24 protein-coding genes are annotated in these 19,965 nt (G+C 36.8%); 5 read left to right on the forward strand and 19 right to left on the reverse strand.

Features of this window, described 5'->3' with window-relative positions; genetic code table 11:
• The first annotated feature begins 61 nt into the window (after window positions 1–61).
• Complete coding sequence (locus DRF61_RS17205; protein ID WP_034703315.1) at window positions 62–532, forward strand: Lrp/AsnC family transcriptional regulator; 471 nt, start codon at window positions 62–64, stop codon at window positions 530–532.
• 70 nt (window positions 533–602) lie between these two features.
• Window positions 603–980 carry a hypothetical protein gene (locus tag DRF61_RS17210; protein ID WP_111959246.1) on the forward strand — a complete coding sequence of 126 codons (378 nt, stop codon included), beginning with the start codon at window positions 603–605 and terminating at the stop codon, window positions 978–980.
• Here DRF61_RS17210 and gwsS read toward each other — a convergent pair.
• The 4 genes from gwsS to DRF61_RS17235 all read right to left on the reverse strand — a co-directional run bounded on the left by gwsS (window position 977) and on the right by DRF61_RS17235 (window position 4,333).
• Window positions 977–2,068 carry a grasp-with-spasm system SPASM domain peptide maturase gene (gene gwsS, locus DRF61_RS17215; RefSeq protein ID WP_111959248.1) on the reverse strand — a complete coding sequence of 364 codons (1,092 nt, stop codon included), beginning with the start codon at window positions 2,066–2,068 and terminating at the stop codon, window positions 977–979. The genes DRF61_RS17210 and gwsS overlap by 4 nt on opposite strands.
• 172 nt (window positions 2,069–2,240) lie before the next feature.
• A complete protein-coding gene (gwsG, locus tag DRF61_RS17225; RefSeq protein WP_111959252.1) occupies window positions 2,241–3,143 on the reverse strand; it encodes a grasp-with-spasm system ATP-grasp peptide maturase in 903 nt (300 codons plus the stop codon).
• The gene (locus DRF61_RS17230) at window positions 3,140–4,036 is read right to left on the reverse strand and encodes a hypothetical protein (protein WP_111959315.1); all 897 of its coding nucleotides are present in this window, start codon (window positions 4,034–4,036) and stop codon (window positions 3,140–3,142) included. The genes gwsG and DRF61_RS17230 overlap by 4 nt, the downstream gene beginning before the upstream one ends.
• Window positions 4,037–4,123: 87 nt before the next feature.
• Window positions 4,124–4,333 (reverse strand): TIGR04139 family peptide modification target, encoded by a 210-nt coding sequence (locus tag DRF61_RS17235; RefSeq protein WP_111959254.1) that lies wholly within the window; start codon window positions 4,331–4,333, stop codon window positions 4,124–4,126.
• Between the two features lie 482 nt (window positions 4,334–4,815).
• Here DRF61_RS17235 and DRF61_RS17240 point away from each other — a divergent pair, with 482 nt between their 5' ends.
• The 3 genes from DRF61_RS17240 to DRF61_RS17250 are packed head-to-tail and all read left to right on the forward strand — an operon-like array spanning window position 4,816 to window position 6,347.
• The gene (locus tag DRF61_RS17240) at window positions 4,816–5,343 is read left to right on the forward strand and encodes a hypothetical protein (protein ID WP_146896885.1); all 528 of its coding nucleotides are present in this window, start codon (window positions 4,816–4,818) and stop codon (window positions 5,341–5,343) included.
• A 30-nt stretch (window positions 5,344–5,373) separates the two neighbouring features.
• A complete protein-coding gene (locus DRF61_RS17245; protein ID WP_111959258.1) occupies window positions 5,374–5,838 on the forward strand; it encodes a hypothetical protein in 465 nt (154 codons plus the stop codon).
• Window positions 5,835–6,347, forward strand: coding sequence for a hypothetical protein (locus DRF61_RS17250; RefSeq protein WP_228452518.1), 513 nt, complete (start codon window positions 5,835–5,837; stop codon window positions 6,345–6,347). Before DRF61_RS17245 ends, DRF61_RS17250 begins: the two co-directional genes overlap by 4 nt.
• A gap of 140 nt (window positions 6,348–6,487) precedes the next feature.
• Here the strand turns inward: DRF61_RS17250 and DRF61_RS17255 are convergent, their stop codons facing one another.
• The 15 genes from DRF61_RS17255 to asnB all read right to left on the reverse strand — a co-directional run bounded on the left by DRF61_RS17255 (window position 6,488) and on the right by asnB (window position 19,791).
• Complete coding sequence (locus DRF61_RS17255) at window positions 6,488–7,435, reverse strand: transketolase family protein (protein ID WP_111959260.1); 948 nt, start codon at window positions 7,433–7,435, stop codon at window positions 6,488–6,490.
• Window positions 7,436–7,521: 86 nt separating this feature from the next.
• Window positions 7,522–8,376 carry a transketolase gene (locus DRF61_RS17260; protein ID WP_262510838.1) on the reverse strand — a complete coding sequence of 285 codons (855 nt, stop codon included), beginning with the start codon at window positions 8,374–8,376 and terminating at the stop codon, window positions 7,522–7,524.
• Window positions 8,377–8,648: 272 nt separating this feature from the next.
• On the reverse strand, window positions 8,649–9,338 hold the full coding sequence (locus DRF61_RS17265; RefSeq protein WP_111959264.1) for an SGNH/GDSL hydrolase family protein: 690 nt from the start codon (window positions 9,336–9,338) through the stop codon (window positions 8,649–8,651).
• Between the two features lie 48 nt (window positions 9,339–9,386).
• A complete protein-coding gene (locus DRF61_RS17270; protein WP_111959266.1) occupies window positions 9,387–10,946 on the reverse strand; it encodes a sodium:solute symporter in 1,560 nt (519 codons plus the stop codon).
• Between the two features lie 112 nt (window positions 10,947–11,058).
• The gene (locus tag DRF61_RS17275) at window positions 11,059–11,346 is read right to left on the reverse strand and encodes a GNAT family N-acetyltransferase (RefSeq protein ID WP_111959268.1); all 288 of its coding nucleotides are present in this window, start codon (window positions 11,344–11,346) and stop codon (window positions 11,059–11,061) included.
• A gap of 1 nt (window position 11,347) precedes the next feature.
• Window positions 11,348–11,743, reverse strand: coding sequence for an OsmC family protein (locus DRF61_RS17280; RefSeq protein WP_111959270.1), 396 nt, complete (start codon window positions 11,741–11,743; stop codon window positions 11,348–11,350).
• The gene (locus DRF61_RS17285; RefSeq protein ID WP_111959319.1) at window positions 11,743–11,961 is read right to left on the reverse strand and encodes a (4Fe-4S)-binding protein; all 219 of its coding nucleotides are present in this window, start codon (window positions 11,959–11,961) and stop codon (window positions 11,743–11,745) included. Before DRF61_RS17285 ends, DRF61_RS17280 begins: the two co-directional genes overlap by 1 nt.
• A 2-nt stretch (window positions 11,962–11,963) precedes the next feature.
• Entirely contained in the window at window positions 11,964–12,542 is a 579-nt protein-coding gene (locus DRF61_RS17290) for a TMEM175 family protein (protein WP_111959272.1), read from the reverse strand.
• The gene (locus tag DRF61_RS17295) at window positions 12,535–13,074 is read right to left on the reverse strand and encodes an NADPH-dependent FMN reductase (RefSeq protein WP_111959274.1); all 540 of its coding nucleotides are present in this window, start codon (window positions 13,072–13,074) and stop codon (window positions 12,535–12,537) included. Before DRF61_RS17295 ends, DRF61_RS17290 begins: the two co-directional genes overlap by 8 nt.
• A gap of 23 nt (window positions 13,075–13,097) precedes the next feature.
• Complete coding sequence (locus DRF61_RS17300; RefSeq protein ID WP_111959276.1) at window positions 13,098–13,997, reverse strand: pirin family protein; 900 nt, start codon at window positions 13,995–13,997, stop codon at window positions 13,098–13,100.
• 59 nt (window positions 13,998–14,056) lie between these two features.
• Window positions 14,057–14,368, reverse strand: a complete 312-nt coding sequence (locus tag DRF61_RS17305) for a GNAT family N-acetyltransferase (protein WP_111959278.1) — start codon at window positions 14,366–14,368, stop codon at window positions 14,057–14,059.
• Window positions 14,369–14,508: 140 nt separating this feature from the next.
• Entirely contained in the window at window positions 14,509–15,384 is an 876-nt protein-coding gene (locus tag DRF61_RS17310) for a pirin family protein (RefSeq protein ID WP_111959281.1), read from the reverse strand.
• Window positions 15,385–15,480: 96 nt separating this feature from the next.
• Window positions 15,481–16,884, reverse strand: coding sequence for an MFS transporter (locus DRF61_RS17315; protein WP_111959284.1), 1,404 nt, complete (start codon window positions 16,882–16,884; stop codon window positions 15,481–15,483).
• Window positions 16,885–17,023: 139 nt separating this feature from the next.
• Window positions 17,024–17,836, reverse strand: coding sequence for a hypothetical protein (locus DRF61_RS17320; RefSeq protein ID WP_111959286.1), 813 nt, complete (start codon window positions 17,834–17,836; stop codon window positions 17,024–17,026).
• Between the two features lie 284 nt (window positions 17,837–18,120).
• Window positions 18,121–19,791 carry an asparagine synthase B gene (gene asnB / locus DRF61_RS17325; protein WP_111959288.1) on the reverse strand — a complete coding sequence of 557 codons (1,671 nt, stop codon included), beginning with the start codon at window positions 19,789–19,791 and terminating at the stop codon, window positions 18,121–18,123.
• Window positions 19,792–19,965 lie beyond the last annotated feature (174 nt).

The raw sequence follows: 19,965 nt of genomic DNA on the forward strand, positions 1-19,965 counted from the left end.
TATTTTTTATAAATTTGCAACAAATACATAGATTTTTTAAGAAAATTGTAATTTAACTAATATGAACTATCAACTGGACGAAATAGACAAGAAAATTCTTGATTTCTTAGTCGAAAACACAAGAATGCCTTTTACTGAAATTGCAAAACAGATGGATGTTTCTGCTGGAACAATTCACGTAAGAGTGAAAAAAATGGAGGATGCAGGTATTATTTTGGGATCATCTCTTAATATCGATTATGGCAAGCTGGATTATCACTTTACAGCTTTCATTGGAATCCTTTTGACAAAATCAAACCGCACTCAAGAGGTATTGAAAGAGCTTTCAGTACTTCCAAATGTAATCGAAGCGAGCGTTATTTCCGGAAAATATAACATTTTCTGTAAAGTAAGAGCTAAGAATACGGAAGATGCGAAAAGAATTATCTATCAGATAGACGACATTCAAGATGTAATGAGAACCGAAAGTATGATCTCTATGGAAGAGTACTTGAGCGACAAAAACAGATTGATCAACGCTATTTCTATATAATTCAAATTTTAAACGAAGATTATATTAAAGAACTTATGAATATATTCATAAGTTCTTTATTTTTGTAGCTATGGAAGAATACAGTTACTTTGACGAGGATCCAAAGAAAGGATGGGGCTTTATTTCAGCATTTGCAGCATTAATGCTGTTTACTATTATGGGGTTGGGAATTGATATCGATGAATATCTTCAGCATGAATATCTTCAGATTCCGAGATGGTATTTTTTTGTTATTTTTTCTATTGATGCTCTGATGATGCTCGGGCTTATCCTGATGTTCTTCTATAGAAAAATTGGGATTTTTATGTTTCCTGCATTACTGGTACTGCATTTTTTTATGCATAATTATTACCTGTCCACATTCTTGTATACGGATGTAACCAATCTTTTCCTGTTTACGGGCTTCGGGATGCTGGCAATTATTCCAAAATGGAAGTTTTTCCGCTAGAGGCCTGCATTTAGATTTATTTGCTGCTCATAAAAGCGTATTGCCTCTTGTTTTAAAGGATTTTTGCTCCATGTTTCCCACTTTCCTGTATAAGGGTCATAACCGCATTTCAGAGGCTTAGAAGTGTCTAATCCTTCACTATTTGTATGATTTCGCTCCGTATAGGCTCTGCAGTCTGTACAAATGTACCTGAACTCACAGTCTTTACAGATTTCTATCTTATCTTTGGTGAGGTTCCAATATTTTCTGAATCCCGGCTTTATCACTGCATCCTCAAGACTGATGTCGTTGATGTTTCCAAAGTTTTCAACCATTAAAGGGCAGTTTTTGATGTTGCCGTTTATATCTATTCCTATTTTTTTGTGGAGACAGGAATTATGATTTATGGCTTCTGTTACTTTTGAAATATTAGTGTTGAAATATTTTAGATCTACTTTTCCGCAGGAGGAAATTTTCACCTCTTCTTCAGTAAAGTATAAGTTAAATCTAAATTCATCTTTTGTTTTGAAAGGCTTTTTTCCGCAACTGTAAAAAATGATATTATATATTCTCTCCGTATTCTTATGAAGAGTACCTACAAAAAGCTTATTTACACCTTCATGGAATGGAGAAAAGATTTCTATGCCAGATAAAACGGAAGTAGCAAAGATCTGATCAATTTCTATAAAATCCTCAGCTGTGAATTTTTCTGTGCTGTAAAGAACCAAATGCTTTATCCTGAGATGTTCTGCTGATTGCTTTATTTTTTTCAAAGCAGCAATTTCTGAAAACTCTATGAAAATTTCTGTAAGAATACTGGGCTCATCATAATCGTAGGAAAGAGCCGGGAAATTTTTGTCCCAATTATCCTCTGTAATAAATCCATACTCATTTTGTAACAAAATATTTAAATATTCGTTAATCATAACTTGGGATTCTTCGTCGTAACCATCGATGATATTTTCTATACAATGTTTTTTTAGTTCCTCTATAATATCATACAATTCCAATGGATAGAGTTCCGATACATTCCTTTGAAGATCTGATATTAAAATTCTGCCTGCGCCTTTCGTAACTAGTATATTTGAAAATAGATTGAAATATCTCATAATAATCGGGTTAATGGTTTTACGGGTTTCTCTCTTACATAAAAATTACTTTGATATTTTTCACTTTTCAGGACGTATATAATGTTTTTATTGTTCTTTTTACTTATGTGTTCACAATATTCCATCTGTTTAAATGATAAAGGCAGTCTATGCTTTTCACCAAAATTTTCTTTCATAAATAATCGGCAATTTTTTTAAATAGGGGATAATTACAGTGATAGGCTACATTCGCAAACTGTCCTACAGGATTTACCTCCAGGAAGTAATAGAGATCTCCGCTTTTAATAAAATCCAAAGAACCGCAATTGAGATCCAGCACCTGCATTAGCTTTTGAACCTTGTCTTCTACATCTTTTGGGAGAGAATATCTGATATTTCTATTCGGTTTTTCGTTATTATATTTTCTGAAGTCTGTTTTTGTCTGGTCATCATTCTGAGAAAAAATAGCCATTGAATAGCATTCACCGTTCAAATAAAAAGTTCTGATCTCAAAATCTTTTTCTATTTTTTCCTGAAAAAAAGAAATGAAGAATGAGTCTTTCTCTTTTTTATCAATGATACTGGTATACAGCATTCCATCTTTATTTTCTAAAATATTATCCAGAGACGCATTTCCAGTAATTGCTTTTGTAATGGTTTTTGCGAGAATTACTTCATCGGTATTTTCAGCTAAAAAATACTCAGGAACATTTAGTCCTATATTCTGCGCATACTCTAGCACCAGGAGTTTATTGACATGACTGTTGCCTTGTTTATTAATATGCTTTTTGGATGCTAAAGTCTTAAGTATATAATCTTCCAGCCAGTGCTGGGTTTCATTCATATAAATATTAATAGAATTATTGCTGTACTGATAGCGTTTGAAGAAAAGTCCTCCTCTCCTGTACCATACGCTTTGTATATCATCAAGAAAAAAGCTGTTTTTTTGGCTTTGCAGAAAGAACCGCTTTTTATCAGCTTTAATGTCAAAAAACTCATCCTCATTCACAAGAATAAAGTCTTTGTTAAGTGCTACCAGCCAACGTATAACTTCTATCGTTGTTCTGTCGTTATTATCAGAAAATATCAGTATCATTTGGTTTTCAGGCTATCAGAAAAGTCTTTTGCTATTTTGTTCCGGTATTTCAGGCTTGGAAGGCCAATACTTTTCCGGTTCCGGTTTACTTTCGCTGAATCGGTTATATTTTGATATCCCTGATAAACGCCGTAGGTATAAGGGATTTTATGATGCAGGTTATTTCGGTCTACCATAGCAGCGTAATCTCGTGGAGGACACTCGCCGGACTTTACATATTCCAGGATTTTTGTTTTGAAGTACGGATGGTATTCATCATAATCTGCCATGTGAAGAAGTATTACATCCATCGGCATAAAAGTATCCTTGTAGTATAAACCAATTTTTTGTTTAGAAGGAAAACCATGGTTCTCAAAAGTCCATTTCAATAGTTCAGCATTTTTAAGATCATTTTCAAAGATTTCTGAACTGTTAGAACGGTTATTATATTGATCCCGGCCAATTGCAACAACAAACGAATCAATCAGCGTCTTGTCATGCTTACTTTCCCATTGCGCAACTTTCTGTTCTATGTTCAGGCTGTCAATTCCATATTTTTTATAAAGATTTATGAAGTCCTTATCTTCCTTTTTATATCTCCAGTAAGGAGCAATTAAAGGAATCAGGCGATAAAGGCTTTTTTGGCCTCCGAAATTTTTGCTATATTTATCTGAAACCCTGATGTAGGTTTCATATTCCTCTATACGCTCCTGGTTGAGGGGGTGATATTTCCTGAACAGTTTTTTGTATTTTTTTATGGCTTTTTCAGGCTGTTTGGCCATTCTGTAAATGCTGTCGATTTCGTTTACTTTGTTATAGTAGATAATATAATTCTTGCTTTTACAGCAGTAAAAGAGAAAACAGATAATTATTGAAGTTAGACTCAGGTATCTGATATTTTGATTTTGTTTCATATGCAGATTTGCTATCACAAGCATTGATCATTAAAACTTGTTCGAACAGATAAACAAACAGGACCTGAACAGTCCTGTTTGTACTAATTAATAAGCAGTAGTTGGATTGGCTCCCTCAACAGTTAAAGTCATTGTTTTGACTCCATCTTTATAGTATGTTGTATCAGAACAGTTGTTACCACATTCAGTTTGTGATGAAGTTCGTGCTGAATCATCTCCTCCTTGAATCGACTGTAAATTTTTCAGTTTTTTGTTTTCCAATGAAGAAAAGTTCTTCATACCATTTAATTTTTTCATAATTGAATAATTTTTTTGTTAAAATCTGTGTTGCCATATAAGCCCTGACATGGGGTTTGTCATTCTTTACTCCATCCCATACTGTACACTTACAGGCGAAATATCGAATTTCAATCAACGTTGATTATTTCAAAACTATAAATAATTATATCTCTTCAATGTGAGTAATTTGTAATTTTTTTGTGAATTTATAGACATATTGTACATGTTTAAATAAATCTTAAAAAACACCGGGTCGGGTAATTTTATCCATTACAGACTGTGAAATTTGAGTTTGAACATTATAAAATTGAATCATTAAATAAATAATCTGATATCACTGCTGTACATGTTAATGACGTATTGTACATACAAAAAAATGGTTTATAAAATACATTAAATCATGACTGGAAGATTTATTTTTTCATCTATTTTTGCATACTAACAACAGCATCAAAACTTAAATGACAAAATCAATGTATGAAAACCTCAAACAACTCAATATGGAGTTAAAAAATCATCTTGAGGAAATTAGGAACGGACTCATTAAAGATCTTGTACAAATGCTTAAAGGAGAAAATGTAGATTTTCTCAGTGGAAAGACTAAAACAGATATCAAAGCCCTATATTTTGAATATGAATACAATTATTTAGATATTGTATTCTGGGCTGAAGATCAAAAAGGAGATATTATTACCCACACGGCGGCTCCGTCCTGCCAAAAGAAAAAACAGGCCGGTGAAAGTGAAGAATGGAATTCTTTTCTTCCGGAAAAAATATGGACACAAGCTTCGGATTTTCAGGAGAAATATGAGGAAGAAGATGACTTCGATGATTTTTGGGATGAATATAATGATGAAAAATACGGATTGTTTGAAAACTGGTTCTTTGAATGCTGGAAAAAAGCTGCTGAACAATCAAAAGCTATAGTTGATGCCTATTTTTCAATTCATGACAGCTACTTCAGAACAGACCTGAATACTTTTAAAACTATTAATAACGATGAGATTGCAGAACGTTATAAAAAATAATTAAAACATTAAAATACATTACTATTTATTATGAACACTTATCAATTCTACAAAAAAGAAGGAAACCTTTTTATCTTCAAAAACCAGCCCATATTTAGTGCGGTATTGGCTATTCTTATATTTATTGCTGCAGGGTTTGCTTATAAATATAATTTCCCTCTATTGGGCCTATTCTTAATTGTGGTTGTAGGACTGATTATTGCTAATTTTTTTGTAAAAAAGTTTGTGATCGATCCGCAACAGCAGACGATTACTTGTAAACCCAGTGTTTTTGTTTCTACAAAGACCTATGCTTTCCAGGATTTTATAAATTTTGAAGTTTTGACGACAAAATATCTTGGGTTCATTCCTATGAATGTATTTCTAAATATTTATTTTGAGGTTAATGGAAAAGAACAGAAATTTATGATAGGGCAGGCCCTTACCCATAAAGCAATACAAAAAATGGTGAACGAAACCGAAGATATTATGGGTTTAAATGAAAACTTGCGATGAATACCAAAGACCGATATAAATTTGAAGATAATGGCAGTGAAATAAGTTTTATGCCTAATTACAGCTTCCTGCGTACTTTAAGATGGTGGTTAGGCGTTGGAATTCTTGCAATTCCGGTGATGTATTATTTCAGAAATATACTATCTGAAAACACCTTTACCATTGCTTCTGTTATATGGGGAGTCTATATGGTTTATTTCTTATGGGATCTTCTTTTTAAAGTTCCGGTAAAATATATTTTCGATAAACGGGAGAAGAGCATTTATAGAAGGCTCTTTCTCACTAAAAAAATCATGAGCTTTGATGAAATGACTTATTTCATTAATGATGAAAGTGGTGCCTACTCTTATGTTATCGGAAAAAAAAGAAATCAGTTTGTTAAAAACTACAGAATCAGCAATTATTTTTCAGGTTCTAAGGCATCCAGGGTAAAAGAAGAGGAATTCCTGGAAAATATATTATATCCTGTGCTTGATGTACTTGATATTCCTATAAATAGGCCACAATAATATGATCTAAAATGAGTGCTGTAGCCATTTTCTCCTCCTCTGGAAGGGGTGACAAATCAAAGATTTGACGGGGTGGTTAAAAAACAACCCGGGCTGTTTCTTCGAAACAGCCCGGGTTTATTTATATGATATAGCTTATCTTAGTTCGCTAAAATTCTCTTCACAGCCTCTTTCACAGCAGCTGCATCGATCTTATATTTCTTCATCAATTCTGCAGGAGTAGCAGATTCTCCGAAAGTATCATTTACTGCAACAAATTCCTGTCTTGTAGGTCTCTTTCTGGCAAGCATTCCCGCAACAGATTCTCCTAAACCACCAAGATAGTTGTGCTCCTCAGCTGTAACGATCTTACCTGTTTTTTCAACAGATTTAATGATGATTTCTTCATCCAGCGGTTTAATAGTGTGAATGTTGATTACTTCACAAGAAATACCTTCTTTTTCAAGCTCATCAGCTGCTACAAGAGATTCCCAAACAAGATGTCCGGTTGCAACAATCGTTACATCAGTACCTTCCTGAAGAAGAATTCCTTTTCCAATTTCGAAAGGCATATCTTCAGGAATGAATACAGGTACGGTAGGTCTTCCGAATCGTAAATATACAGGACCATCGTGCTCTGCAATAGCGATGGTGGCGGCCTTGGTCTGGTTGTAATCACATGGGTTGATTACCGTCATGCCCGGAAGCATTTTCATCATACCGATATCTTCCAAAACCTGGTGGGTAGCACCGTCTTCCCCTAAAGTAAGACCAGCGTGCGATGCACAGATTTTTACATTTTTTCCTGAATAAGCGATAGACTGACGGATCTGATCATACACTCTTGAAGTAGAGAAGTTCGCGAAAGTTCCTGTAAAAGGAATTTTTCCTGTAATGCTCAAACCAGCAGCAATTCCCATCATATTAGCCTCTGCAATACCTATCTGAAAGAATCTTTCCGGTGCTTTTTCAATAAACTTTTCCATTTTCAAAGAACCGATAAGGTCTGCACAAAGTGCCACTACATTAGGATTTTTGTCGGCAAGTTCTGCTAATCCGGCTCCGAATCCTGAACGCGTATCCTTTTTTTCTGTATATGTATATTTCATTTTTACTAAAGTTTTTGATAGTGATAAACAATGTTTTCCTTAAAGATTTAAACCATCATTTATCATTGATTATTCATCATTTATTATTAATAATCAGCAGGAGCTTCTAGATATAATTGTTTGAATGCAGTGTTAAGCTGCTCATCATTCGGAGCTTTTCCGTGCCATGCGTGAGACCCCATCATGAAATCCACACCAGCACCCATTTCTGTATGAAGAATGATTACTACAGGTTTTTCTTTTCCTGTTTCAGTTTTAGCTTTCTCCAGGATCGCAATAACAGCTTCAAGATCGTTACCGTTTTTCTCTTCCAAAACAGTCCATCCAAATGCCTCAAGCTTAGCGTGCAAATTTCCTAAGCTTAATACATCATCCGTATCTCCGTCGATCTGGCGTCCATTGTAGTCAATAGTTGAGATGATGTTGTCCACTTTCTTGGCAGCAGCATACATCAAAGCTTCCCAAACCTGACCTTCCTGAAGTTCGCCGTCTCCGTGAAGCGTATATACAAGAGACTTATCTCCGTCCAGTTTTTTCCCTTCTGCTACACCAAGTGCCACAGAAAGTCCCTGGCCAAGAGATCCCGAAGCAATTCTGATCCCCGGAAGACCCTCATGGGTAGTAGGATGCCCCTGAAGTCTTGAATCCAGCTTTCTGAAAGTTCTCAATTCATCTACCGGAAAGAAATTAAATCTCGCTAAAGTAGAATAGTAAACCGGCGAAATATGCCCGTTTGAAAGATAAAAATGATCCTCATTTTTCCCCTCCATCGTGAAAGGAAGATTATAGTTCATTACATTCCCATAAAGCGCTGTAAAGTATTCCGTACATCCTAAACTTCCGCCCGGATGTCCTGAATTTACAGCATGAACCATTCTTAAAATGTCTCTTCTGATCTGCGTAGTAAGAGATTTTAACTCTTCGATACTTTTACTCATTATATCTGATTTATTTGCACGCGAATTTACAATTTTTTAACGGCTTACGGAAATGCAAAAATCCGGATTGATGATCCGGATTTAGAATTATTTCGAAGAAATACTGATTTTAACAGTCTTCTTGTAATAGATGTAGTTGAAAAATTTTAGAAAAGTTCCGTTCCTGCATTAGGGTGTTCTCAAGTCTCTATTTCTTAATAGATTAAAAATAAAAACAAACTTTTTAATAAATTGAAACATGCTTACTGCTAAAATAAGGAGTAAAAATGTAATTTTTATTTTTTACTCAATGCTTTATTGACAGCACTTTTAATCAACGGTTCCATAATGCTGTAACCGGCAGATTCAGGATGGATACCGTCTTTTGAAAGACCTTCACGCATACCGCCCTTCTCATTACGCATTGCCGTATTATAATCAACAAAAACGAGTTTGTTGTTAAGCGAGTACTGCTTTAACTTGCTGTTTAAGGCATCCACTTTCTGGGATACATCAGTGATATCTTTACGCCAGGGAAATGCAGCTGCAGGTAGCACAGATGCGATGATTACTTTAATTCCGTTGCTTCGGGCCATATCAGCCATTGCTTTAATATTGTTAAAGGTGAAGTCCTGATCATAAGCTCCTGTGTTTTGGGCAATATCATTAGTACCGGCATTAATTACCACCAATTTTGGCTTTAAGGATACAACGTCATTTTGAAAACGGAGGAGCATCTGTGAAGAGGTTTGGCCGCTGATTCCTCTGCCTATATAATTATTATCAGCAAAAAATGCTGAATGGTTTTTTACCCAGCCTTCAGTAATGGAATTTCCCATAAAGACCACATCCACTTTTTTCTTTGCATTTAAAATTGCTGTATTGTCATCTTTGTACTTGGCAAGATTGGCAAAATCAACAGCACTTTGTGCATTTATTAATTCACATAGAAGCAAGGCAATGGCTAGAAATATTGATGATTTCATACGTGTTATTTTTTTAAGATGACTAAGACTTTAAAACTATTTTCCTGATCAGACTATTTTTAAATATTGTTTGTTTTTTACCAGCCATAAACCAATAAAAGTAAGCAGGCCATTAAGTACAATCAGCTCTACACCAATTCTGTAATCCGTATAAGTGGTCACCGATAAATTAATTAAATAAGTGATAACAGGTGCCAAAATTGTAACCGCAAGAATGGCATACTTTCTTGAAATCTGGAATTTGGTAAAAATTCCGAAAGCAAAAAGTCCCAAAAGAGGTCCGTAAGTATAGCCGGCAATTTCCATAATCAGATAAACGATTGATTTATCATTCATGGCTTTGAAAACCATAATCAGGATGAAGAAAACTACGGTGAAAGTTAAATGAACTTTCATACGAAGGTGTTTTTTTTCCTTTTCCGTTTTAGTTTTATCTTCATTAAGGTTTAATAAATCTACACAATATGAACTGGTTACTGCCGTCAGTGCACCATCCGCCGAAGGGAATAACGCTGAAATTAGCCCGATAATAAAAATAACGGAAATCACCATTGGGAAATGTCCCTGAAGCGATAAAGCGGGGAAGAGGTCGTCTCCCATAATATTTTTTATATTTCCTGCCGCATCTTTGAATCCGAAAATGTTGGTTACCGTTTCAGATTTTGCCAATCCATATTCTGCACCGTTTTGCAAGGCAAAAAGATAAAGCAAGCCTCCCAAAAACAGGAAAGCAAGATTGACAAAAAGAAGAGTTCCCGCGAATGTCAGCATATTCTTTTTTGAATTCTGAAGATTGTCTACAGAAATATTCTTCTGCATCATTTCCTGATCCAGGCCCGTCATAGCGATCGTAATGAAAATCCCTCCTAAAATGGTTTTAAGGAAAAATGTTTTGGAATTGGGATCAAAATTGATAAAATGAGTATAGTTTTTCTGTTCTAAAATGGTGTATGCTTCACCAAAGGATAAATTCAGATTGGATAAAATATAAACGATACAGGCAACCAAACTGATGATCATAAAGGAAGTTTGTAAGGTATCAGTAATTACGATTGTTTTTACGCCGCCTTCAAAAGTGTATAAAAGAACCATCAGCAAGAGTACAAGAGCCGTTACCCAAAATGGAACGCCCAGGCCTTCAAGCAGGAATATCTGTAAAACGTTGACAACCAGATATAATCTTGCTGTGGCGCCAATAGCTCTGGAAATGATAAAAAATATCGAACCTATTTTATGAGCTTCTACATTAAATCTTCTTCCTAAATACGTATAAATGGAGGTTAGATTCATCTTGTAATATAACGGAAGCAATATGGCTGCAACTATAAAATACCCTATGAAAAAGCCAATCACCATCATATAATATTCAAAGCCTCCGAAAATATATTCACTGCCTGTCATTTTCCCGACTGTTCCCGGAACTGAAATAAAGGTAACTCCACTTAAGCTGGTTCCTATCATCCCGAATGCAACGAGCCACCATTTACTTTTCTTATTACCAATAAAAAATGATTGATTATCAGAATTCCGGCTTGTGAAATAGGAAATCACCAAAAGACCAACGAAATAGATAAAAACAAATAGCAAAAGGATAGTTCCTGAATTCATGCTGAAATTTTAAATTTTAGCAAATATAGTTTTTTTCTGTTCTGGTCAAAAAGAAAAAACCTTTCAGAGTAAAACATCTGAAAGGTCTGTATCTTTAGGACAAAAACTAGCGTTAGTTGACTAAAACATCCTGCAGTTCTTCACTTTTCTGAAAACTTGCTTTGGCAAACGGGCAGAGTGGAATAATCTTTTTGTTGTTTTTCCTTGCAAAATCTACTGCTGCCAGAAGCATTTCCTTTCCTACGCCTTTTCCGTTGTAGGCTTCTTCCACCTCAGTGTGGTCAATGATAAATCTTTCTTCTCCGGCCCAGGTATAAGTCATTACGCCTGCGCGTTTTCCATCTATGAAAGCCTCAAAACTTCCGTGTTTTTCGTCGTTGTTTTGTTTTACTTCGGTCATATTATGAGAATTTTGTTAGTATTTCTATATCGTTGGTTAAAATTTTATGTACCGGGCAGGCATCGGCTATGGTATGCAGTCTTTTCAGCTGTTCATCATCCAGAATACCTTCAAAACTGATGTCTCTTTTGAATACAGCTCTTTTCGTTAAAGGAAAATTTTCAAGCTCTACTTCTACGTTGATGTTTTCCACGTCCCATTCTTTTCTTTCGATATACATTCTTAAAGTGGCAGCAGTACAGCTTGCCAGAGATGTTGCCAGGATTTCCAGTGGATTGAAACCCTTATTCTGACCGCCTTTATCTATGGGTTCATCGGTAATGATCTGGTTTTCGCCGGCCGTTACTTCAGTATAATATTTTGTTTTTCCTAAACTTGCTTTTACGGTTACAGCCATTATTGTTTTGTATTGAATTTATAACTTAATGCTCCTGAAGGGCATTGGTCTATCTGGTTTTTAAGTTCTTCAGGGGTTGCGTTTTCAGCTTTTATCCAGGGTCTGTCTTTAGGATTATAGACTTTGGGAAGCATTTTTACGCAGACAGCCGAGTGGATACACTTCTGGGGCTGCCAGATGACAGTGATGCTGCCGTTGGGATATTCGTGTGTTTCCATATTTAATTTTCTTTTAGTGATTTTTCGATTCTTCGGTCCGGAATCAGCCATATGAGAGCCACGAGATAATAAAAACCTATGGCAATATAAGGATAAAAAAATGAAACAGCGATTCCGAGGACATAAAATACGATCGAGATATATTCTTTAAACTTTGAATGTATGGCTTCTTTAAGCTTGGAATCTTCACCTTCATGCCGGACAATCAGGTTCTCTAAAATCGTATAGGCTACCGCAGACATGATGAGACAGATCCCATAAGCTGCCACCGGATTCTCTGCAAAATGAGTGGTTCCTATCCATTCCGTAGCGATCGGCATCAGCGAAAGCCAGAACAGCAGATGAAGATTGGCCCATAGAATGCTTCCATTCACTTTTTTTACAGCCTGAAACAGATGATGGTGATTGTTCCAGTAAATTCCAACATAAATAAAACTGAAAATATAAGCGAGAAACCTGGGCAGAAGAGGCTTAAGGCTGGCCCAGCTGCCTCCTTCCGGCACTTTCAGTTCAAGGACCATAATGGTAATGATAATGGCCAGAACACCATCACTGAAAGCCTCCAGTCTTCCCTTAGTCATTGCTTTTAACCTCTTTTTTAAAGTTTTCTATCTTAGTTTTAAGTTCCTTAAGCATATCGGGATTGATAACCCCGCTTTCCAGGTCAAAATTTTCATAAAACTTAGGAAGCGAGAACGTATCTTTGATATCTGCTGCAAACTGCGGAAAAAAAGTTTTTGCGGTATTCATGACATTGCCGCCTCCATAACCTCCCGGAGAAGTGCTCATGAGAAGCATCGGTTTGTTCTGAAATACTTTGACATTGATCCTTGAAGACCAGTCGAAAACATTTTTAAAAGCCGAGCTGTAGGACCTGTTGTGTTCCGCAAGCGAACAGATGATGACGTCACATTCCTCTATCACTTTTAAAAAGTTATGGGCTTCATCTGGAAATCCCTTCTTTTCAAGATCCACAGAGAAAACCGGCATCGTGAAATCATTGAGGTCTATCAGGTTGATCTCTTCATCCTGGAAATCTTTCAGAACAAATTTTACCAGTTCCCTGTTGATCGAAGTGGAAGATGTGCTTCCCGCAAATGCTAATATTTTCATGGTTTATTAATCTGTAATAACCGTTATTTTCTGTTTAAAATGGCCTTAGGAAGTGGAACATATTCTGTTTCATCACCAGGAACCAGAGGAAATGTGTCATGGTTCTGATCATTCCAGTTGACTTTTGCCTGATCGATCATTTCCTTATCCGAATTCACAAAATTCCAGAATATAAAACGCTCCTCATCAAAAGGTTCACCACCGAAAAGATATACTGTGCCGTTCTCACTCATCTCAAACTCACAAAGTTTGGTGTCTTTAGCGATCATCAATTGCTTGGAACCGTAAGAATTGCCTTCTGTGGAAACCGTTCCGTCCAGGACATACATGGCAGCTTCACCATAAAGATCCTTTCCGATGCTTATTTTCTTCGCTTCTTTTGTTTTGATCTCGATAAAAAACAGTTTACTGTGAACTGGAACTGCAGATTTTCTTCCAAATGCTTCACCTGCAATCAGTTTATACTGAATTCCGTCTTCTTCCCATACCGGAATTTCATCTGCTTCAATATGATGGAAGGTAGGTTCCGACTGTTCCAGGTGCTTTGGAAGGCCTACCCAGATCTGGAATCCGTGAAGTCTTTTATCGCTGTGTCTAAGATATTCAGGGGTTCTCTCTGAATGTACAACGCCTTTTCCGGCGGTCATCCAGTTCACAGCTCCCGGCTTTATTTCAACGGCACTTCCAATGCTGTCTCTATGAAAAATAGATCCTTCCAAAAGGTAAGTTAAAGTGGATAACCCAATATGTGGATGAGGTGGAACATCAAGATTCTGGTAATCCTTCAGCTCTGAAGGTCCCATATGGTCGATGAAAACAAACGGTCCAACTGCTCTTTTTTCACGAAAAGGAAGAAGTCTTCCCACCAGAAAATTTCCTATATCTGCTGCTTTTTCTTCTATGATAAGTCCGATATTTGACATAATAAAGTAAATGTTTTTGAATTCTGTTTAAGTTAATGAATAGATATTTAGATGTGTGCTTACAGTTTGTCGTAACCTTCAAATCTTTCATCAACAATACGTTTCCACTCCGGATGCTTTTTGATATAAGCAAAGACATATGGACAGAACGGAAGAAGCTTTTTTTGGTTTTCTTCAATATAAGCCAATGTTTTTTCTACTACGGCAGTAGCTGCCCCGGTTCCTGCAAGCTCAGGGTCTGTCTCCGTGTGTACTAAAGCAATCTGGTGGCCCATTTCACGGTAATCAATAAATGCAAAATGTCCGTTGATTTCTATTTCAAATCTTTTTCCCGCTTTTACAAGAGGTATATTTTCAAATTCTGGTTTCATAATTTTTTGTATTGTAAGTCGGTTGGCGGAATTGTAAAGACACAAAATAGTTTGAACTGTGCGTCTTTACATTTCACCAAACACAAGTATATAAAGTTAGTAAAAAAGGAAGAATCTAAGATTAAGATAATTTTAATTCTCTAGTCTTCCAGAAAGCCGAACTTTCCGGTGTTGAAATCTTCGAAAGCCTGCATGATTTCTTCCCTTGAATTCATCACAAAAGGCCCGTGAGGATAAATCGGTTCATTAATAGGCTCTCCGCTGATGATTAGTATTACTGCGTCTTCCTGAGCTTCGATGCTGAATGTTTCGCCTTCATTTTTAAATAAAACAAAGTGGTCTGCCGCTACTTTTTCTTCTCCGTTTACAGTAATGCTTCCTTCAATGACCAATGCTGCTGTATTGAAATGAGCAGGAAAACTGAATTCAGCTTTTCCACCGGTTTTTAACTTGGCATTCATCATATTCAATGGGGTGAAAGTTTTCGCCGGACCTATATGTCCGGTATATTCTCCTGCAATGAGCTCGATAAAACCATTTTCGCCCAGATCAACACGTTCCATGGCTGAATTTTCTATAGCCTGGTATTTTGGTGTGCTCATTTTATCTTTGGCGGGAAGGTTAACCCATAGCTGCACCATCTGAAAAATACCACCTTTTTTGGACCATTCTGTTTCGTGATATTCTTTGTGGAGAACTCCTTTTGCTGCAGTCATCCACTGTACATCGCCTTCACCTATGATTCCGCCTCCGCCGGCACTGTCATGATGTTCTACTTTACCTTGGTATGCTATGGTCACGGTCTCAAAGCCTCTGTGCGGATGAACTCCTACACCTCTGGGTCTTTCAGAACCGTTAAAATGGAATTTTGAATTGTAATCAAGCATAATGAAAGGGTCCATTCTTTTCATGTCCAATCCCTGCACCCCCGGTATAAAATTATGAACCCTAAAACCGTCGCCTACAAAGTGTGCAGGTTTTGGGGATACTACGATTTCTACTTTTTTCGTTGTCATAATATTGTGAATTTATATAACAAAAGTACGGTAGCAAAGATTCAGCTGCATTGATCTGTGTTAAGTTCGTAAAAGTAAAAAGTTGGGAGAAACTTATTAGTCTTCCTTAGATTTCATATTCTTTCCATCCGAAATGTGGAGCCTTCTGAAAACAAAGCCTGATATGATGGTCAATATACCTATGGTAAGGAAGGTGTATCGGAAAGCATTGTGCATTTCGCCCTCAATCAGATCAGAATTCTCAAATAATTTTAAAACAATCAATCCGAAAGCGATCCCGAAGCCGATAGCCAGCTGCTGATTGACTGATATCAGTGAATTGCCGCTGCTGGTCTGGAAGTTTCTAAGGTCTGCAATAGAGATTGTATTCATCGAAGTGAACTGAATGGAGTTGAAAAATCCTAGTATGGCAATAATTGGGACAAACCAGTACAATGATGTATGGATATTGGGAATGGCAAGAAGGCAGATCAGGGTTCCGATAATGAATGTATTGACCATTAAAGTCTGCCGGTAACCATATCTGTCTAAAATTTTAATAACGGATGATTTCCCGAATATGGCGGTAAGCGCCATTGGAGCAATGATCCACCCGGAAGTTACTGCCGACTGTTTGTAGGCAATCTGTATCATCAGGGGAAGCAGAAGCGGAACGGAGCTGATCCCTAAACGGGTAGCCATGTTTCCGACAATTCCTACCCTGAATGTTCTTACCTGGAACAGATCCAGAGGAAAAATAGGGTTTCCGCCTCTTCTTGCATGTCTGTAATAATAGTAGAGGAATAAAAAGCCCAGAATAAAGACAAAAAGTACCGGACTGATATTCTGCATATCTCCGAACAATTCCAGCGAAATAGATAGCAGCAGCGATGCAGCAGCAAAAATTAAAAATCCTTTTAAATCAAAGTCAACATCAGTAGATTTGTAATTCGGCATGTATTTTAAGCCTAAAATAATTCCTAATACTCCGATGGGAATATTGATCAGGAAGATCCAGTGCCATGAAAGATAATCTACCATATAGCCTCCGACCAGCGGACCAAGTACAGGCCCTATTAGTGCAGGAATAATGGCGAAGTTCATTGCTTTAAGCAATTCGTTTTTATCGAAAGTCTTGATCAGCGCCAGCTTTCCCACTGGTGTCATCAGGCTGCCTCCGACTCCCTGGATTACTCTTGAAATAACCAGATGGGTAAGATTTTGCGACATGGAGCAGAACAGGGAACCTAAGCTGAAAAGGACCAGAGAAAAAATAAATACTTTTTTGGTTCCGAACCTGTCTGCCAGAAAACCGCTTGCAGGCATAAAAACTGCCAGGGTCAGAACGTAGCTGATGATTGCATTCTGCATATTGAGCGGAGACTCGTTAAGGTCCTTTGCGATGGAGGGCAGGGAGGTGTTCAGGATCGTGGAATCCAGCATCTGCATGAAAATAGCAGTGGCCAGAATGAGTGGAAGTATTTTTTTTACGGAGTTCGGCTGTGGGTTTGTTTCTGTCATTCGGTATAGACTGGAAACCTGATGAGTTCCAGATTTGTTTTTATTGAATCAGTTTTTGTTTTTAATCAGTCTGATCCTTAGATAAAGAATTTGATATAAAATTAAAAAAGTCCTGTGAATTTTCACAGGACTTTTTAATTTATTTTCTAGGTTTTTCTACTCCTTTCCATTCATCGCCGGCTTTTCTGTATTGGCTCAAGATGTAAGTTTTGAAATCTTTTGTTTTATACTCAATATTATCGGTGTTCTGTTCAAACGGCATAATGTAGTAGTAGTCAACATCTGTTTTGTCTGATTTGTTTCCTTTTTTAACCGATGGAACGTATTTGGAAAATTTATAGCTCGGAAGATATTGTTTTAATCTTGCATAGAAAGCTTTGTTCTCTTTTTCGTCAGGGATGATATCTACAATATTGAAATCATCTTTTTTCTTATCAATCCACAGGTAATATGTTTTTTCTTCGCCTAAGTTTCTGTTTAAAGAGTTGAAAGCAAAAAGCTCTTTTGGAACCAGCTCTTTGATTTTTTCGGGATCTACCTTGGTATAGAACTGTCCTTTAGACGGGTCAACATAAGTTTCAAGGTTGTACATTAAAACTGAGTTGTTCTCAAATTTTTTGTTCTTAAAATATTGATTCAAAGATAATTCTGCAGTGGCTCTGAGCTCTTTTCCTCTGTCATCCAGTTTTTTGGTAGGATTCTGAGGATTTACTTTTTTTACAAACTCATACAAAACAACAGGTTTTACATCTTTAAGGTGAGGATACGTTTTAAGCTGTTCTGCCTTTACCAGCCAATAAAACTGCTGATAATAGTCATCCTTATCTACATCTTTCACGCTTTTATAAGACAAAGCAAGCTTCTTTGAATTTAAGTATTTGCCATATTTTCCCTGTCCAAAAGCAAAACTGATGGATAGTAAGGCAAATAAAACAGTAAGATTTCTTCTCATTTTTTTATAATTGATATTTTCGTTGTCCAAATATAATTATTTCTTAGATATTATTTTTGATTGTCAGTTAAATTATATTGATATTATTAACGTTATTCAAAAGAAAATCCTGTATTTCTACAGGATTGATAAAATTTTGAAATTAGAAGTTAGATATTAGGGATCAGGAATTAGAGATTTAGATGTTAGACGGGAGGTTGTAGATTTTAGGAATAATTGTTGAATTAAGAGCCAACACTAAAAACGCTCAGGCTCTCAAACCCGAATCACGCATCCCGAATTCATCATTTATAACTTGTCTCATGTACTTTCACCGCTCTTCCGCTCGGGTCATTCATTTTTTTGAAAGCCTCATCCCATTCTAAAGCAATGGGAGTGGAGCAGGCCACTGAAGGAACTGATGGAACCGTTGCTGCTGCCGTTTCACTTGGGAAATGTTCTTCAAAGATGGTTCTGTAACGGTATTCCTCTTTGTTTTGAGGAGTGTTCAACGGGAATCTGAATCTTGCATTGGCCATCATCTCATCAGTAACCTCTTTCTCGGCAACCTCTTTTAATGTGTCTATCCATGAATAGCCCACGCCGTCTGAAAATTGTTCTTTCTGTCTCCAGACAATAGATTCTGGAAGAACATCTTCAAAAGCTTTTCGTAGCACCCATTTTTCGATTTTTCCTTCTTCAACACTGATCATTTTGTCTTTTGGGTTGACAGCCATGGCAATGTCCATAAATTCTTTATCCAGGAAAGGAACTCGGCCTTCAATTCCCCAGCTCATTAGGGCTTTGTTGGCTCTTAAACAGTCATATAAATGAAGCTTGCCTAGTTTTCTTACTGTCTCATCGTGGAATTCTTTCGCGCTCGGTGCTTTGTGGAAATACAGATATCCTCCAAACAGCTCATCTGAACCTTCTCCGGAAAGAACCATTTTGATCCCCATGGATTTGATCACTCTGGCCAGAAGATACATCGGAGTGGAAGCTCTGATGGTCGTCACATCATAAGTTTCCAGATGATAAATGACATCACGTACTGCATCCAATCCTTCTTGAACAGTGAAATTAACTTCATGGTGAACGGATCCGATGTGGTCTGCAGCTTTTCTTGCTGCAGCCAGGTCTGGAGAGCCTGTTAAGCCTACTGCAAAACTGTGAAGCCTCGGGTACCATGCTTCCTGAGTGTCACCACTCTCAACTCGCTGTCTTGCAAATTTTGCTGTAACTGCTGAAATAACAGATGAATCCAGACCTCCGGAAAGGAGAACCCCATAAGGAACGTCACTCATCAACTGTCTGTGAACGGCATCTTCAAGGCCTTTTCTTATTTTTGAAATATCGGTTTCGTTGTCTTTTACGCTGTCAAAGCTCTCCCAGTCTCTTTTGTACCATTGCTGAAGCTCTGTTCCATCCGGGCTGTATACAAAATGCCCGGGAAGAAATGTCTCGATGGTTTTGCATATGCCTTCCAACGCTTTTAATTCAGAAGCGACATAATAGTTTCCGTTTTTATCCCATCCCTGGTAAAGAGGGCAGATGCCCATATGGTCACGGGCGATCAGATAGATCCCTTTTTCTATATCATAAAGGGCGAATGCAAAAATTCCGTTGAGTTTTTCAATAAAGTCTTTTCCATATTTTCTGTAGAGGGCAAGGATCACTTCACAGTCCGATTGAGTCTGAAATTCGAAATCCGGAAACTCTTCTTTTAATTCTCTATGGTTATAGATCTCTCCGTTCACTGCAAGTACTACTTTTTCGTCCTTGGTGAATAAGGGCTGTTTTCCTGAAGTAGGATCTACGATGGCAAGCCTTTCATGAGAAAATACTACTTTTTCATCCTGAAATACACCGCTCCAGTCCGGTCCGCGGTGACGGATTTTTTTTGACATTTCTAAAACCTGAGGTCTTAATATTTCGGTTTTTTGTTTGGCATCGAACAAACATACAATTCCACACATATTGTTTCTTATTTGAAGCAAAATTAGTTTTGATGTTTAAAAATAACAACAAAAAATAATTAAAAGTTAATATTTTTAACTTAATAATTTGATTTAAAGAAAAATATTAACTTTTTAATCTATTTATCACGTATTTAATTGATTTTTTTCGTTAGGAAAAATAGAGTTATTATC

It is taken from the genome of Chryseobacterium lathyri (genome assembly GCF_003290185.1).
In the GTDB taxonomy this organism is placed as follows: Bacteria; Bacteroidota; Bacteroidia; order Flavobacteriales; family Weeksellaceae; genus Chryseobacterium; species Chryseobacterium lathyri.

What these genes read in the sequence shown, in the direction of transcription:
- DRF61_RS17210 (WP_111959246.1), top strand. Translation starts at nt 603, where the DNA reads ATGGAAGAATACAGTTACTTTGACGAGGATCCAAAGAAAGGATGGGGC.
- DRF61_RS17245 (WP_111959258.1), top strand. Translation starts at nt 5,374, where the DNA reads ATGAACACTTATCAATTCTACAAAAAAGAAGGAAACCTTTTTATCTTC.
- DRF61_RS17305 (WP_111959278.1), bottom strand. Translation starts at nt 14,368, where the DNA reads ATGAAACCAGAATTTGAAAATATACCTCTTGTAAAAGCGGGAAAAAGA.
- DRF61_RS17250 (WP_228452518.1), top strand. Translation starts at nt 5,835, where the DNA reads ATGAATACCAAAGACCGATATAAATTTGAAGATAATGGCAGTGAAATA.
- DRF61_RS17290 (WP_111959272.1), bottom strand. Translation starts at nt 12,542, where the DNA reads ATGACTAAGGGAAGACTGGAGGCTTTCAGTGATGGTGTTCTGGCCATT.
- DRF61_RS17285 (WP_111959319.1), bottom strand. Translation starts at nt 11,961, where the DNA reads ATGGAAACACACGAATATCCCAACGGCAGCATCACTGTCATCTGGCAG.
- DRF61_RS17240 (WP_146896885.1), top strand. Translation starts at nt 4,816, where the DNA reads ATGGAGTTAAAAAATCATCTTGAGGAAATTAGGAACGGACTCATTAAA.
- DRF61_RS17205 (WP_034703315.1), top strand. Translation starts at nt 62, where the DNA reads ATGAACTATCAACTGGACGAAATAGACAAGAAAATTCTTGATTTCTTA.
- DRF61_RS17230 (WP_111959315.1), bottom strand. Translation starts at nt 4,036, where the DNA reads ATGAAACAAAATCAAAATATCAGATACCTGAGTCTAACTTCAATAATT.
- DRF61_RS17310 (WP_111959281.1), bottom strand. Translation starts at nt 15,384, where the DNA reads ATGACAACGAAAAAAGTAGAAATCGTAGTATCCCCAAAACCTGCACAC.
- gwsG (WP_111959252.1), bottom strand. Translation starts at nt 3,143, where the DNA reads ATGATACTGATATTTTCTGATAATAACGACAGAACAACGATAGAAGTT.
- DRF61_RS17280 (WP_111959270.1), bottom strand. Translation starts at nt 11,743, where the DNA reads ATGGCTGTAACCGTAAAAGCAAGTTTAGGAAAAACAAAATATTATACT.
- DRF61_RS17300 (WP_111959276.1), bottom strand. Translation starts at nt 13,997, where the DNA reads ATGTCAAATATCGGACTTATCATAGAAGAAAAAGCAGCAGATATAGGA.
- asnB (WP_111959288.1), bottom strand. Translation starts at nt 19,791, where the DNA reads ATGTGTGGAATTGTATGTTTGTTCGATGCCAAACAAAAAACCGAAATA.
- DRF61_RS17320 (WP_111959286.1), bottom strand. Translation starts at nt 17,836, where the DNA reads ATGAGAAGAAATCTTACTGTTTTATTTGCCTTACTATCCATCAGTTTT.
- DRF61_RS17295 (WP_111959274.1), bottom strand. Translation starts at nt 13,074, where the DNA reads ATGAAAATATTAGCATTTGCGGGAAGCACATCTTCCACTTCGATCAAC.
- DRF61_RS17235 (WP_111959254.1), bottom strand. Translation starts at nt 4,333, where the DNA reads ATGAAAAAATTAAATGGTATGAAGAACTTTTCTTCATTGGAAAACAAA.
- DRF61_RS17315 (WP_111959284.1), bottom strand. Translation starts at nt 16,884, where the DNA reads ATGACAGAAACAAACCCACAGCCGAACTCCGTAAAAAAAATACTTCCA.
- DRF61_RS17265 (WP_111959264.1), bottom strand. Translation starts at nt 9,338, where the DNA reads ATGAAATCATCAATATTTCTAGCCATTGCCTTGCTTCTATGTGAATTA.
- DRF61_RS17255 (WP_111959260.1), bottom strand. Translation starts at nt 7,435, where the DNA reads ATGAAATATACATATACAGAAAAAAAGGATACGCGTTCAGGATTCGGA.
- gwsS (WP_111959248.1), bottom strand. Translation starts at nt 2,068, where the DNA reads ATGAGATATTTCAATCTATTTTCAAATATACTAGTTACGAAAGGCGCA.
- DRF61_RS17270 (WP_111959266.1), bottom strand. Translation starts at nt 10,946, where the DNA reads ATGAATTCAGGAACTATCCTTTTGCTATTTGTTTTTATCTATTTCGTT.
- DRF61_RS17275 (WP_111959268.1), bottom strand. Translation starts at nt 11,346, where the DNA reads ATGACCGAAGTAAAACAAAACAACGACGAAAAACACGGAAGTTTTGAG.